Raw genomic sequence first — 16046 nt, forward strand, 5'->3', positions numbered from 1 at the left:
ATTACATATCTAATAGGTAAGCAAAAATTAATGGTGCTACAATGGTAGCGTCAGATTCTATAATAAACTTGGGTGTATTCATATCTAATTTTCCCCATGTAATTTTTTCATTAGGCACTGCACCGCTATAGGACCCGTAACTTGTTGTCGAGTCACTTATCTGACAAAAATAACTCCAGAAAGGGGTGTCTGTGCGTTCCATATCTTGATACAGCATAGGAACCACACAGATAGGAAAATCCCCTGCAATCCCTCCTCCTATTTGAAAGAAGCCAATCCCGTTTTTTGAGTTGCCTGTGTACCAATCTGCCAGATAGGTCATATATTCTATCCCTGACTTCATGGTGCTTGCTTTAAGCTCTCCTTTCATCACATAGCTTGCAAAAATATTACCCATGGTACTATCTTCCCAGCCTGGAACGATAATTGGCAGGTTTGCTTTGGCAGCAGCATACATCCAAGAATCTTTGATATCTATCTCATAGTGTTGTTCTAAAACACCAGACAGCAATAATTTATACATAAACTCATGTGGGAAGTAACGTTCTCCCGCAGCTTCTGCATCTTTCCAAATTTTTACGATATGCTCTTGTATTCTTCTAAAAGCCTCTTCTTCAGGAATACAAGTATCTGTGACACGGTTGAGACCACGTTCTAGCAAATCCCATTCATCTTGAGGGGTTAAATCACGATAGTGGGGTACACGCTCATAGTGACTATGCGCCACTAGATTCATGATATCTTCTTCTAGGTTGGCACCCGTACAAGAGATAATATGCACTTTATCTTGACGAATCACTTCTGCAAATATTTTTCCTAATTCTGCGGTACTCATAGCACCCGCTAGAGAGACCAACATTTTTGAGCCACTTGCGAGTTGGTCTTCATATCCTTTGGCAGCATCTACTAGAGAGGCTGCATTAAAATGCAAATAATATGTTGACAAGAATTGTGAAATAGCTCCTTTAGTCTTCATCTTGATCGTATTTTAATTTATTGATATTGTTCTCCTTTTGGAAATTATAGAGATTGGCATTTTCTTCACCCTGATCTTGCTCTTGAAATTTATAACTCAACATTTTATAATAAAGCTTTGCTGCAAGAAAATCAGACGATTTGTCAACTTCATTTGGACATAATTCTACGATATCAAATCCAACTACGTTCTTTTGTTCGAATACACTTTTTAGAAATACCAATGTTTCATACCAAAACAAGCCTCCTGGTTCTGGAGTTCCTGTACTTGGCATTATAGACGGGTCTAATGCATCTAAATCAAAAGTAATATAAACATTATCTCCTAATAATTCTATAACAGTGTCCATCCAATAATCATCTACGGCCATATCATGAGCAAAAAAGACATTGTCAGGGTTCATAACTGTCTTTTCTGAGCTGTCCATACTACGAATCCCTACTTGAACGAGGTGTGTAGTCTCGTTTGCTTCATGCAATGCACAGGCATGATTGTATGGTGTTCCTTCATACTCTTTTCTCAAATCGGCATGTGCATCTATGTGTAATACGGTAAGATCATCATAACACTCATTAAAAGCACGTATAGCACCTATGGATACCGAATGCTCTCCACCAAACATGGTCACAAATTTATTGCGTTTTATGTTTGATTTAATCACCTCATGTACCGCATTTACCATGGCTTCTGGGCTACTATTTTCTGTAATAGCATCTGCTAGATGGATCCCTTGTTTGTATACTTCGGTATCTGTTTCTATATCGTATAATTCCATGTTTTCTGAAGCGTGCAAAAATGCTTCAGGGCCTTTATCGGCTCCTTTACCCCAGGTACTTGTTCCATCATAAGGAACAGGGATTAAGACTATTTTTGACGATTCAAGGCTTGCATTTTTTTCTGGAATCCCTGCGTATGTAGTAAACGTTTTCATTTTGTTCTAAAATTTATTTTGAGTTAGTAAGATCTTTTCATTGCCTCACTAACTTCTGGTAGGCTTGTTTTTGCTTTCGCGAAAGCGTTATTAATATCGTAATTATATCCGAGAATAGACAATAATTGTTCTGAAGTTTGTTGGTTTGCAAATACCGAAGTGATCAAATTACCATCTTCATCGCGATCTATAAGAATATGTTTTGGTGTAGGAATCAAACAATGTTGAAGTCCGCCAAAACCGCCAATGGTTTCTTGATATGCACCTGTATTAAAAAAGCCGATATACAGTGGTTTTTCTTGACTGAATTTAGGTAAATAAATAGCATTCATGTGTTGCTCACTGTTATAGTAATCATCACTATCACAGGTAAGTCCGCCCAGTAAAACACGCTCATATTCTTTATCCCACCCTGAAATAGGCAACATTACAAAGCGTTTATTAATGGCCCAAGTATCTGGCATCGTGGTAATGAAAGATGAATTAATCATATTCCATTTCTCACGGTCGTTTTGTTTTTTCTGGTACAGCACTTCATAAATAGCCCCGCCAGATTCTCCCACAGTAAAGCTTCCAAATTCTGTAAAGATGTTTGGTACATCAACCCCCGCCTCATCACATGTTTGCTTGATTTGTCTAATGATTTCATCAATCATATACGCATAATCATACTCAAAAGCGAGTGAATTCTTAATAGGAAAACCGCCTCCAATGTTAAGGCTATCAAGGCTTGGGTTCTCTTTTTTAAGTGCCACATACACACTCATACATTTAGAAAGTTCATTCCAATAGTAGGCGGTATCACGAATCCCAGTATTGATAAAAAAGTGTAACATTTTAAGCGTTACCTTAGAATTATCTTTGATTTCATTATTGTAAAAAGGGACAATGTTTTTATACCCGATCCCAAGTCTAGAGGTATAAAATTCAAATTTTGGCTCTTCTTCGGATGCAATACGTATTCCTATGGTATAATTGCCATCTATGGCTTCACTTAGTAAGTTAATTTCCTCATAGTTATCAATAATTGGGATACAGTTTTTGTGTCCGTTATTGATGAGTCTTGCTATATTTTGTATATACTGATCACGTTTAAAACCATTACTTATGACAAACGTGTCATCTGTGATTTTCCCCTGTGCTTTTAAGTTTTCAACTATATCGATATCAAAAGCCGATGAGGTTTCGATATGAATATCATTTTTCAACGCCTCATCAAGTACATGTTTAAAGTGCGAACTTTTGGTACAGTAACAATAATTGTAGGAACCTTTATAATTATTTTGCTTGATCGCATCTGCAAACCAGCCTTTTGCTCTGTTAATATTGTCAGAGATTTTAGGTAAGTATGTAAATTTTAAGGGTGCTCCATACTTCTGTATAAGCTCCATAAGATCAATTCCGTGGAAATTGAGTGTATTATCTTTTAATGTAAATTCTTCTTGTGGGAAGTCAAAGGTTTGATCTATAAGATCAATATATTTAGTTTTCATTGCGTGTATTTGAAAAAATTAGAACATTTAGGTATTGCTTGTAAAACAATAAAGCGTAAGATGTGTCTTAAAACTCAAATACGGAAAATAAAAATAGTAGAAGGGTCAAAGCTTTTTTGCTTCAACAAGTGGTAAGTAGTTTTAATTTCAGAAGTCAGCCTGAGAATTCGGTTCCTTATCCCTAAGGCAGCTTTTGGAGTAGACTTCTTTATGCTCCTGAGCCCGAATATGAAAAAACTTTTCATTTAATAAAGGCAATGCGTTCTTTAATGTGAACTCATTATCATAACAAACATACTAAAAAAATGGTTGGTTTGGTTTTTTTTAAAATTATTTTAAAAAAATAACATCTCCAAAACATTAAACCCACAATTAACTCAATTACAGCTATAAACAATATTTATTTTTAATAAATAAAAATATATTCGCTACACAGAATTACAAATAATAATGTGTAGCGAATATATTTTTAGCCTTTTTATCGAGAAATGTAAGATCAAACATACGTATATCAAAGACTAAAGCTATTTTTAACAAGTTTCAACAGTATTAGCCTGATCAGTACAGGATTTACAGCCTGATAAAAATCCCCCACAACTCAAAGGACAATCTTGTACAGGATCGCTTTTAGTACCGCATATTCCAGACCCCCCTTCTATCATGTCTGAACTGGTTAACCGTGAAATTGTAAGTTTTTTTAAGGATAGTTTTTTTAAGGATGTTGATTTTTTCATAATGAATTTTGATATTTAAATTAATAAAATAGTTACAGGCTTACACTAAAGTGCAACCTTCTCTTTTTTAATGTTTTTTAAATTTTTCATATAGTACGATGGTGAAATCCCTGTTTTCTTTTTGAAAGCAGTTGAAAATGAGTCTGCCGAATTAAAACCAATCTCTTTAGCGATTCCATACAATGTGTATTGCTGTAATTTAGGGTTCATCTGCAATTCCTTTAGCACATATTCTATTCTTAAATCATTGATATAAGTGATGAATGTTTTGCCTTTATAGGCGTTGATAATTTTAGACAAATACTTTGTATTGGTGGATAATTTCTTTGCCAATATTGCTATTGTAATGGTGTTTTTTATAAATCCCTTTTTTGATTCAAAAACCTGTAATCTTTCTAGAATATCTTCTACCAATTGAGGATCAATATTGAGCTTTTGGCTTGACGCTGACGTACTTTTTGTCTTTTGAGGTTGCTCTTGATTATCTATTTCTTTAAGTATTTGCTTGAATCGTTTTTTTTGTTTTTTGTGCTTTATGTATAGTACACTCAATACTATTAACATAACTACAAGCAATACAGATAAAATTATCTTTACAGTGTTTAAATACTCGTTTTTTGTTCGTAAGCTTTTAATAAGTTTATCTCTTTTTTTTAGAAGTTTAGGCGTATCAAATTCGGTGTTTATTTTATTTGACACCTTTAGGTTCCTTGCAGCTATTACCTCATTAAAATAAATTAATCTATCCTGAAAATACAATTGTTTTTTCTGATCACCTGTTTCTTTGTACGCATTAATTAATGTCGTGTACACATCTTTCAACTCTGGTATTGTAGCGTTATGTTTTAGCAATAAAGCATGCACTTTCAAGAAATATTGCTCTGCCTTTTTATCACTAGACACCTGTAACATCTTTCCTGTATAATAATTTGCGAGAATGTAATATTTCACATCAAAATGTGAATTAAAATTCACATGTACCATACCTTCTTGCAACAAAATTTTCGCCTCTTTATATTCGTTTTTGTGGTATAGGTTTATCCCTTCATTAATCAAAGCTTTACTTAACTTGGTAGGATATTTTTGGCGCACATCATCAATAACACTCGCATAGTAATACGAAGCAGAATCATATTGCTTATTGTGCCTAAAAGATTCTGAAAGACTTAATGAAGATCCTAAAATTAGTATGGGATTTTTATCCTCTTTATTTTGTTCAAGATAGAAACCTTTCCTATATAAATCTAGCGCTTCTTTATACTGTCCTATCTCTTGTTTAATTTCAGCAATATTATCTAATGCAATTATTTCATAATTTTCAACACCCCTTGTTATAGAAAGTTTTAACACCCTAACATACTCTTCTAATGCTTTTTCATAGTCATAATTTGCTTGATAATACAATCCAAGAGAGTTGTATGATGGTATAGAATACAAGGAATCTACGCTATTACTTTCAGCTATGGATTGCTGTATATAATCCAGTTTCTCTTTATCATTAACTGCATAAGATGACAATCTAACTAATGCATGTGACTTGGCAATCTTATCATCATTAACAATACCTTTAGCCACTATTGTGTTTAGATATAAGGTAGCCATCAAAGTATCATTCCTGTTCTCCAAAAATCGATCATTTAGATATTTATAACTTTTCTCTTCTAGAGAATCCGGCATCTTCAAGATTTCTCCTTGCGAATACATAGCGCCATTTATACATACTAAGCTCCAAAATATAAAAGACCATATCTTACTAAAATGCATAACTATTTATCTTTAGGGGAAGTACATTTTTTCTCTAAAATAAACAAATCAAAATTATACAATCATTATGAAGCACATATATCATCACTTTTTAAGGGATATGTATATGAAAATTCAATAAACGCTTTCGCGAAAGCACACCCATTCTGCATAACTTACTTCCCAAATGTAACTTATTAAATGACAAGACTCCCAATGATAAAAAAAGGGGAGTTCTCATAAAAAAAAGTAAAATAAAATCGTGCCGTCAGCTATTTACTCTTGAAAAGACCTATTACAACAAAATGTCATAAACTATTGAAATTCAAAATTTTAATTCATAAAATAAATACCTAAATTCCCTGAATTCCTGTAAATTTTTATTGTATTGCCTTTTAAAATGAAGGAAATTAGAACAGGCATATTATAAAGGGAAACATCAAAACTTGAACAAAAGTATTGGTCTCTCTTATATCGCTACAGACAGATTCTTGAATGTCTTTAAAGGATCAAGGTATTTAATAATTATAAAACAATTAGAATATGAAAGATTTATTAAAATTAGGAAAAATTTTAAGTAAAGTAGAACAAAAAGAAATTCAGGGTGCGAGACGTCCATTTATTGGTAGTGGCTGTGCACCAAGCTGTCCATCAACATGTGCAAGTTTAGGTGGAAGATGCGTTCCTTGTTCTGATGTATTTGGGGCTGGTGAAGAATGTAGAATATTTAGACCTTAAAAATTCAAAATAGACAGATTCTTGAATGTCTTTAAAGGATCAAGGTATTTAATAATTATAAATAATAAAATTATGAAAGACTTATTAAAGTTAGGAGAAGCGTTAACGCGCAAACAACAACAAGAGATCAAAGGTGGTAGAAATTTAGGATTCTCTGATGGCGAGTGTACCACAGGAGGCTCTTGCAATCCTTATGGCAATGGGGGTGATTGTCCAGATTTAGATCATTATTGCCAAGGCATTTATCCAGAAGAAATCCCAAGTGGACTTCCTCCTGGACATATTATTGTTTATTTAGGAGGTGTATGTACGTGTGATTAAAGTATAACGCTTGTTATTAATATAATATTGATCATCCAGCTATATCAATTAAATGTATAGCTGGATGATTTTTTATACCTAATCCCCGTTTAAGACAAAGTGAAAAGACCCTAATAACTCTTCCGCAGGTATAACCTAATTTTATGGTTAAACTTTATCATTTATCAATCTATCCATTTTTATACTTGTACATTAGATAATGTATGATTTTAAAACACCAACAACATACGTTTCGTAAGCTTTGTGTTTTTTATTCAAAAGTGTTTTCTACGCTAAATAGTCTGATAAAATCAGCCTCTAAATTTCGGAATCTAATTTTTAAAGATCATTAAGAATATGTAAAATTTCAAGTTAAAAATGTGTAAAGTCAGTAACATAAAATCAACACTTTTATAATCTAGAATATATAATGAGATAACAAGCTTTCAACCCTTTGAAAGTAATTTTATGAGCGTTAATAATCAACTGTATTAAATCAAAAAACTCATGAAAACTTTTAAATTATTCTTTTTTAAAATGCTACTATTAGTAGCTGTAGGCACTTATATGATAAGCTGTGAAGATGGCGAAGATGGATTAAATGGTATTGACGGACAAGATGGGCAGGATGGCCAAGACGGTGTTGACGGTCAAGATGGAGAAGACGGACAGGACTTTGTAGTAGAAGAAACCATTTTTGCAGACAAATCTCCAACGCCTCCTCTCGTAGCAATTACTCCTCAATTTAATTATGTAAAGGCCTACTCTCTAATTTCTAGCCCAGATGTTATAGGAAGTAATTTCCAACTAGCTGGATCTGCCGATGGTGCTGGTTTTTTAGTTGATGGAGATGAATATATTTACGTTACAAATTGTGAAGACAGTTATGCTGTAGCGCGTATTCGTTTAGATCAAAATCTTATTCCTATTTCTGGAGATTATTTATTGGATTCTGGTGTGGCAGATTTTGCAAGACAATGTTCTGCCACCATGTGGGAAGCTGATATTCATGGAGGTACTGAAGATATCTTTTTATCTGCCTCAGAAAGTATTAATTATGATGTAAAAGCTATCAATCCTCGTGTAACAACACCAACACCTCAAGCTGACTTTGGGCTTGACGCTTTGGGAGAGTTTTCATGGGAAAATGCAGTACCTCTTCCTCAAAATGCATATCCTAATGCTACCGTAATTATAGGAGGTGACGACGACTCTAGCAACTCTGAAGGTCAAATAGCAATGTACTATTCTACAAATGGAGATGCTGACTTCACTAACGGAAGTATTTATGTGTTGCGTTATAAGCAAGTATCAGATGGTGCTGGAGGGATAGAAACGGTTATACCAAATACACAATACAATGAGTCTTCATTAGACTTTGGCGCTACTTATGAGGTTGAATTTGTAGAAATCCCTAATGGAGCTTCTCTTACTAAAAACGAAATGGAATCGGCATGTAATGATGTATTTGCTTCACAATTTATGCGTGTAGAAGACATTGATTACCAGAAAGGAAGTGATGCTAATGCAAGAAACTTATTTGTTGCCGTTACAGGGAGAGGCCCAGGGCAAGGTACTTATAATGATTGGGGAACTGTTTACAAATTGGTTTTAGATCCATCAAATCCATTAGAAGGAACTATTACACAAATTGTAAGCGGAAATACAGACACCAATAATGCTGATGGCAATCTTCCTGAACTTCAAAGCCCTGACAACATTACAGTAACAGAAAACTTCGTGTATATCCAAGAAGACCCAAACTCTTTTAGCAGAGGTCATGCTGCCTATATATATCAAACTGATATCAATGGTAATAATGCTGCCGTAGTTCTAGAATTGGTAGTTCGCATGGATCTTGCAGAAGATAACAGTACTGGATTAAATGGAGAGTTCGGAGCACTCATAGATATTTCTGATAAAATAGGAGAGCCAAATACATTCTTACTAAACATACAACCTCATTATTGGACAGGCGATCAATTTGCAGGACTTGATGGACATATCAACACAACCAATGAAGATCGTCAAGCATCTCAAGTAGTTATTTTAAGAGGTCTTCCCAAATAAATCACAATAGATATATTATTAGCATTAGCCATTTACTAATTATTTTATACTAAAGCAATCCTCTTTGAGGATTGCTTTAGTACTACACCTTATTTATCATTATGATCTCCTACAGCAATTCTTCACTTTCTAGGTTTTTTCTTTTAATCGTTTTTATTATTGGCTTCTTATATTCTTGTAAAGAAAATTCAAAAGAAAACTCTTACCCAAAGACCCTAGAACCCAATTGGAAAAACACTCAAGCATTATATCTACAAGAAATTAACAACACCCTTATTCTATTAGATAGTTTAAAAAATAGCGCTCCCAACACCCAACTAGCAAAAGAATTATTTAAAAAAGTACGCTTTGCATTTAAAAAAGCAGAACCTTATGCTTCTTACCTTAATCCTGAAGTGGGACATCGTGTCAACGGACCTGCGTTACCTATTTATAAAGAAGACAATGGCAAAGTTCTATTTCCAATAGGTTTACAAAAAATAGAAGAAAGCATTTATGAGGGGGAGACGCCTGATAAACAATATCAAAATGAGTTAAAAACAACAATCGGCTTAATACATGCTCTAAAAAGAAGTGTTGAAAAGAGAGAACTTACTGCGCAACGTTATTTTATCGCAACACACCAGCAATTATTTCGTGTATTAAGTTTTTCTATCTCAGGGTTTGACACCCCTATAAGTCACTTAGGGATCGAAGAGAGTAAAATTTCTTTACAAAACCTATATGACACCTATACCATTAGCATTCAAAAAATCATTCAATCTAAAAATCAGGATTTAGATATAAGATTCAAAAAAGAAATAGAACTAGCGACACAATATGTGGCATCACATCCAGACTTTGATAGCTTTGACCGTTACACTTTTATTAAAGAGTACCTAAACCCTATTTCCCGCTCATGGGTCGCTATTAGAAAGACATCAGAATTGTGGGATGGTACCAACACTCAGCCCTTTAATTTTGACGCCCCAACTTTTTTCGAAAAAGACAGTTATACTATTGCATTTTTCACTTCGGGAACCAATAAAAACGCAACAGACGATCAAATTAAACTAGGTAAAAAATTATTTTTTGATAAGAATTTATCATCAAATAAAGAAATGGCATGTGCATCTTGTCACATCCCCTCTAAAGCATATACCGATGGACTTATGACCAACAAAAATAATTCAGGAGGTAATTTAGACAGAAACACACCTACTTTAATCAATACCATTTTTCAGAAAAATTTCTTTTGGGATGGACGGTCGCAAACACTTATAGACCAAATATCCTCTGTATTTACAAACGAAAAAGAATTTAGCACCAACGTGCATACATTTTCAAAAGACATTTTACAGGACTCCACATACATACCCCTTTTCAAACAAGCCTACGGAGGGGTTTCAGCTCGCAATACCGAAGTTATAAAAGCAATTTCTGCGTATGTTTCTACTCTCAATGGGTTTAACTCAAAATTTGACCGAAATATGAGAGATGAAGAAGACACATTTACAAAAAGTGAAAAAGAAGGTATGAATTTATTCATGGGAAAAGCACTTTGTGCTACATGTCACTTTATACCACTTACAAACGGAACAGTCCCACCATTTTTTCAAGAGACCGAGCGGGAAGTGATAGGTGTTCCTAATACCGCAAAGAATAAAGCACTCGATGATGACTTGGGATATTATTGGAAATTTAACGAGCCTTTGCACAAGGGCATGTTTAAAACTCCCACGGTTCGCAATGTAGCTGTCACTAGCCCATACATGCATAATGGAATATATAAGACCCTAGATGAGGTCATCGATTTTTATAATAAAGGCGGTGGCGGTGGTCTCGGGTTTGACCTAGAACACCAAACACTCCCTTTTGACAATTTAAAATTAACAGACACTGAGCAACTAGCACTTGTTAATTTCCTGAAAACCTTAACAGACACACAAGTAGACACCTACTAATTAAAAAAGATTGATATTCAGTTACATACTATTAAGTATCTTAGAGTTTAAAAAAGATGTTGATTTGAATAAAACTATTTCAAAAATAAATAGCCTACTCGTAGTGATCATTTTCCTATGTCTCTCTTGTTATCCAACGAAAAAAGGGCCAACAACAAATCACCAAATAACCAAAGACACCCTCAACTTGGGATACATGTATTGGGCAAATGACATGACTCCTTTTGGTTTTGAATCTCAGTATTCACTCATTTTACGGGGAACTGTTACTCAAATAAACACACCTAAAAAAACACATGAAGATGCGCTCTACACTTCTGTAAATGGACACATCGCTATTCAAGAGATAATTTTAGATTCAAAATCACACGACATTGATATGACCAACGTAAGTTTTATAGAAACTGATTGTTTTGACGGTACATCGCTTACAAAAGGAGATCACGTATTGGTATTTTGTGTTTCTTATGAAGGAGCGTATGCCATTACAGGAAGGCAATCTATCATCAAAATTCTTGCAAATGACAAACGGTATGTCACTTCGTTGAAAAAGTATATCAAATCTTCTTATAACCCAACAGTTATAGAACAAGATATAGATTTATGGAATGCTGTATCTGCGGGAGAAGCCCTTAAAGAATACATTAAAACTACAGAGAATATCACAACAACTAAAACGCCAATTCGTACACAGGCGTTTCGTCTTCCTTAAACTCAAACAATCGTGAGTAATCCATCACATTTGTCACCTCGTCTAGGGTACACAAAAAAGACACCGTTTCAGAAAGCCCCTTAAACAATAAATCTTTATCTGTTGGACTCGAAGGTTTTGCGCCTTTATGAGTGAGAGGTAAAGAATATCCACACGCTTTCAAAAATACCGATTCTATCTGCAATAATTCTTGAGGGGTATATCCATTAAATTTTCTCCCCAGTCCCTGGTGTACTTTGCCTATGTAATTCAAAACCACAGAACCATGACTATCAGAAAGATGCTTCCAAGCTTCAGTTTGATCAAGAATATTTCCCACCGCACACGACTTACAACATTCTGGGTGCAGGGTATTATGATGAAAAGCATTGTATAATTTTGTGATCGCTTGTTCTAATCGTTCAGGTATATACATAACACAATTTTTTATGGTTTAAAGTACTAAAAATTCATAGAACACCCTAAAAATTAACACTATCTGAGGGAGGACTTTTCGGAGTACGCTTTCGCGAAAGCGTATACAGCAATAAATATTACAATGCAATAGCATACAGAAAAACAGAGAGTAATGACTCACAAAATCACCTGCCATGGAAGCAAGAAAAACAACACTTAGATGTCATATTTTAAGTATGAGGTAGGAATTTTAAAAACTAAGTTGTTACTTTAATATATTATATAACTAATAAATAGTTAACATATTCAGAAAAGAATTTGTTAAATACTTTTTCATTTTTTAATATTTCAAATAAAAAAGGGTGTATTTATAGAATTATTTGTATTCCTACATTTGTTTTATTATTTATAACCAACCACAAACCAACATCCATATTTTTAAAACTACAACCACACCATGAGTCGATATTATTTAGCACTTTCCACTCTCCTTCTTTTAGTATTAGTATCCTGCGGAAGTGACGACAACTACACTCCTATGAGTGAAACCGATGATGGCCCCATCATGACTGACGATGATGGGAGTATGGAAGAAGAGGAAAACATCACCATTGATCTTAGTAGCGTGCCCTTCGACACCTTATCTGAATATGGTTTTTTTGAGGGTGATCTAGCAAATCTTATTCCTAATAATGGAGTCTTAGAATATTCTTTAATTAACAAATTATTTTCTGATTATGCAGTGAAAAAACGTTTTATCTGGATGCCAGAGGGAGCCACTGCAACCTATGACGCAGATGATACGTTATTAGTTTTTCCTGTGGGCACCATCATTATCAAAAATTTCTTTTATGATAATGTTCTTCCAGAAAACACAAGACGTATTATTGAAACACGCCTACTTATACATACAACAAACGGATGGGAATTTGCGGATTATATCTGGAACGAGACTCAAACAGAAGCTATCTACAACCTTGACGGAAGTAATGTAGATATTATGTGGGAGCTAAACGGAGAAACAAGATCTGTTAATTACAGAATCCCAAGCGAAGCTGAATGCCAAACCTGTCACAAAACAGGAGACACCTCTGTTCCTATTGGACCAAGACCTCAAAACCTTAATAGACCATTCACATACACAGACGGTTCTACAGCCAACCAATTAGACAAATGGATAGAAGAAGGCTATTTACAATCTGTTCCAGCAGATGTGATTGCCCTAATAGATTGGCAAGATACAAGTGCCCCGCTGAAAGAGAGAGTACGTAGTTACTTTGAGATCAACTGTGCGCATTGCCATATAGAGGAAGGACATTGTTCCTATAGACCCATACGCTTAGACTACACATCATCTATCCTTGATGAGAATATTGGAATTTGTGTTGAACCAGAAGAAGATTTAGGTAATGGAATTTCACACATTATTAGACCTACCAACATAGGCCGATCTGCAATGTACTTTAGAATGAACACAACGGCTGAAGAGGTACGTATGCCACTCCTAGGAAGAACCCTTATACACGACGAGGCCATTACCCTTTTAGAAGAATTTATAAATGACTTAGACATAGAATGTGAATAACTAAACTACACCAATTATGAAAAAATTACTCTATACCTTTTTGCTCTTTATACCCTTGGTATTAGTAGCACAATCAGGTCAAAATTGTGCAGAAGCAATTTCTGTAAGCGCTGGAATATACACCGTAGATAGTATTGACGGAGAAGCACCAATCCCTGTATGTAGTACAGAGACCACAAACCCTGCAGATAACGGAGAATGGTATCTTTATACGGCTCCTGCTGGAGATGATGTTTTTGTTACCATTACTTCTGATTTAGAGATAAACTCTGGAGGAGATACACGTGTCCAAGTATATGGAGGTGATTGTAATAACCTAACGTGTATTGTAGGTGATGATGACGCAGGAACCATTGGCAATGGTTTTTTATCTATAGCTTCATTTCAAGCAGTAGCCGGAGAATCTTATTACATTGCATGGGACAATAGATGGTCTTCTAATGGGTTTGACTTTGAAATAAGCGAAGCTGATGCCCCGCCACCAGGGCAACTTACGTTTACTGCACAAGGTGTTTCCACATCAGGATCTAGATTGGCCGTTGTAGATATGAACGGAGATTTTCTTGATGACTTGGTGTCTGTTACCGCAACAAACATAAATATCAATTACCAACTAGAAGAAGGTGGTTTCAATACCGTAGATATCGCCACAACACCTGCAAATTATACTCCTTCTTGGAGTCTTGCTGCTGGAGATATTGATGGTAATGGATTTAATGACCTATTATATGGAGGTGGAAGCGGAGTTACATTTATGATGGCTAATGATGACGGAACTGCATTTACTGAAATATCAGGCCCTGAGTTTGTTTTTTCTCAACGTTCTAATTTTGTCGACCTTAATAATGATGGACACTTAGATGCATTTGTATGTCATGATGTACAACCCAATGTATATTATATTAATGACGGAAACGGGAACCTCACTTTCTATCAAGGTGCAGACCCAGATGGTATCCCGTCAGGTTTAGGTCTTGTAGCAAATGGAGGAAACTACGGCACAGTATGGATCGATTATGACAATGATCGTGACATGGATCTTTTTATTGCAAAATGTAGAGGAGGTGATACGGAAGCAAAAATTAATGAACTACATAGAAATAATGGAGACGGCACCTATACAAATATAGCCGCAGATCCTGATGTGAACCTTGCAGATCCCGTACAAACCTGGTCGTCAGCCTGGGGTGATTATGATAATGATGGTGATATGGATGGATATATAGGCGCAAGCTCTACAGCAGACGGACCCACAAAATACATGCGTAATAACGGAGATGGAACCTTTACAGATATTTCAGGAAGTGTAGATCTGTCTGAAACACCATTAGGTATAGAAAATGCACCTGCAGATTTTGATAATGATGGACATGTTGATATATTTTCAAACGGACGGATTCTCCTGAATGGCGGTGATGGGTTATCTTTTGAAGTCATTTCGCAGACAGTTCCTCAAAGTGGCGCTATTGGAGATGTAAATAACGACGGATTTCTTGACATTTTTAGTAATGGTTTGTTTATTAACAACGGAAATAATAACAACTGGATCAAAATCGTCACTATTGGAGATCAAAGTAATTTAAATGGAATTGGAGCACGAGTAGAAATAACATCCCCAGGTTTGGGAACTCAAATTAGAGATGTAAGAAGCGGCGAAGGATTTAGATATATGAGTTCGCTAAATACACATTTTGGCTTAGGACAAGATGACACTATAGACACTGTAACTGTTTATTGGCCTTCTGGAATTATAACCGTAGTAGAGAACCCAGAAATTAACGGTACACTTATCATACATGAGAATGAAGCTCTAAGTGTAGATGATATAACTGCAAACGATCTTAGCATATATCCTAATCCAGCAGACGGTGTAATCAATTTACAAACATCAATTCCATTAGAAAATGCAATCTATTCTGTATTTACCGCAGATGGAAAACGTGTTTTAAATGCTAGACTTAATGAAACAAACAGAATAGATGTAAGTAATCTTGCTACTGGAAACTATTTTTTACGTATTCTACAAGGGAATACTACCTTTGTGCAACAATTTCTAAAAAAGTAAAATCCCTACATAAAGTAGCCCTAAAGCATATTTACGTTGCTAAAAAACAGACAAAATCCAGAGAGGATACCTTCTCTGGATTTTTTATATGACATAGACGCATCCCTCACAAATAAGTGTCTTAGACAGACACTTTATTTTTTTAAATATTGATAAAAACCACTGAGGCAATTCCTTAACAGTAAGTTAACATATAGATCAAACATCATAATCATTGGTTTTTGTTAAAATATTAAGAGATCTATTCTATCAGGAAATGGACTATTACAACGAACACAATAAAGATTAAAGTATGCAATATAGCTAGAGCTCTAATTTTAAATACTTCTCACACAATATTGAGATATATTTAAAATTTCT

Annotated in this window: 12 protein-coding genes; 7 read left to right on the plus strand and 5 right to left on the minus strand. The window is 34.8% G+C overall.

All coding sequences use genetic code 11. From position 1 onward, the window contains the following. Position 1 precedes the first annotated feature (1 nt). From ACFO3O_RS13425 to ACFO3O_RS13440, 4 genes are all read right to left on the minus strand, one after another. Positions 2-976: a deoxyhypusine synthase family protein gene (locus ACFO3O_RS13425; protein ID WP_379979643.1), complete on the minus strand. Its 975-nt coding sequence runs from the start codon at positions 974-976 to the stop codon at positions 2-4. Further along, positions 966-1907 carry an agmatinase gene (speB, locus tag ACFO3O_RS13430; RefSeq protein ID WP_379979645.1) on the minus strand — a complete coding sequence of 314 codons (942 nt, stop codon included), beginning with the start codon at positions 1905-1907 and terminating at the stop codon, positions 966-968. The genes ACFO3O_RS13425 and speB overlap by 11 nt, the downstream gene beginning before the upstream one ends. Positions 1908-1930: 23 nt before the next feature. Further along, on the minus strand, positions 1931-3400 hold the full coding sequence (locus ACFO3O_RS13435) for an arginine decarboxylase (protein ID WP_379979647.1): 1470 nt from the start codon (positions 3398-3400) through the stop codon (positions 1931-1933). Between the two features lie 779 nt (positions 3401-4179). Next, positions 4180-5838 (minus strand): helix-turn-helix domain-containing protein, encoded by a 1659-nt coding sequence (locus ACFO3O_RS13440; protein WP_379979649.1) that lies wholly within the window; start codon positions 5836-5838, stop codon positions 4180-4182. A 582-nt stretch (positions 5839-6420) separates the two neighbouring features. Here ACFO3O_RS13440 and ACFO3O_RS13445 point away from each other — a divergent pair. The 5 genes from ACFO3O_RS13445 to ACFO3O_RS13465 all read left to right on the plus strand — a co-directional run bounded on the left by ACFO3O_RS13445 (position 6421) and on the right by ACFO3O_RS13465 (position 11640). Continuing rightward, positions 6421-6615, plus strand: a complete 195-nt coding sequence (locus ACFO3O_RS13445; protein ID WP_379979651.1) for a hypothetical protein — start codon at positions 6421-6423, stop codon at positions 6613-6615. 72 nt (positions 6616-6687) lie between these two features. Continuing rightward, on the plus strand, positions 6688-6936 hold the full coding sequence (locus ACFO3O_RS13450) for a hypothetical protein (protein WP_379979653.1): 249 nt from the start codon (positions 6688-6690) through the stop codon (positions 6934-6936). 486 nt (positions 6937-7422) lie between these two features. Continuing rightward, a complete protein-coding gene (locus ACFO3O_RS13455; RefSeq protein ID WP_379979655.1) occupies positions 7423-8985 on the plus strand; it encodes a hypothetical protein in 1563 nt (520 codons plus the stop codon). Between the two features lie 101 nt (positions 8986-9086). Continuing rightward, on the plus strand, positions 9087-10928 hold the full coding sequence (locus tag ACFO3O_RS13460; protein WP_379979657.1) for a cytochrome c peroxidase: 1842 nt from the start codon (positions 9087-9089) through the stop codon (positions 10926-10928). A gap of 64 nt (positions 10929-10992) precedes the next feature. Then, on the plus strand, positions 10993-11640 hold the full coding sequence (locus tag ACFO3O_RS13465) for a hypothetical protein (RefSeq protein ID WP_379979659.1): 648 nt from the start codon (positions 10993-10995) through the stop codon (positions 11638-11640). On the opposite strand, the gene ACFO3O_RS13470 is transcribed toward ACFO3O_RS13465, so the two are convergent. Continuing rightward, positions 11600-12055, minus strand: a complete 456-nt coding sequence (locus ACFO3O_RS13470; RefSeq protein ID WP_379979661.1) for a Na(+)-translocating NADH-quinone reductase subunit F — start codon at positions 12053-12055, stop codon at positions 11600-11602. The genes ACFO3O_RS13465 and ACFO3O_RS13470 overlap by 41 nt on opposite strands. Positions 12056-12493: 438 nt before the next feature. Here ACFO3O_RS13470 and ACFO3O_RS13475 point away from each other — a divergent pair, with 438 nt between their 5' ends. Beyond that, complete coding sequence (locus ACFO3O_RS13475) at positions 12494-13621, plus strand: hypothetical protein (RefSeq protein ID WP_379979663.1); 1128 nt, start codon at positions 12494-12496, stop codon at positions 13619-13621. A 16-nt stretch (positions 13622-13637) separates the two neighbouring features. Next, entirely contained in the window at positions 13638-15686 is a 2049-nt protein-coding gene (locus tag ACFO3O_RS13480; RefSeq protein ID WP_379979665.1) for an FG-GAP-like repeat-containing protein, read from the plus strand. Positions 15687-16046: the final 360 nt, after the last annotated feature.

The sequence above is a fragment of the Dokdonia ponticola genome (assembly GCF_042653865.1).
Taxonomy (GTDB): domain Bacteria; phylum Bacteroidota; class Bacteroidia; order Flavobacteriales; family Flavobacteriaceae; genus Dokdonia; species Dokdonia ponticola.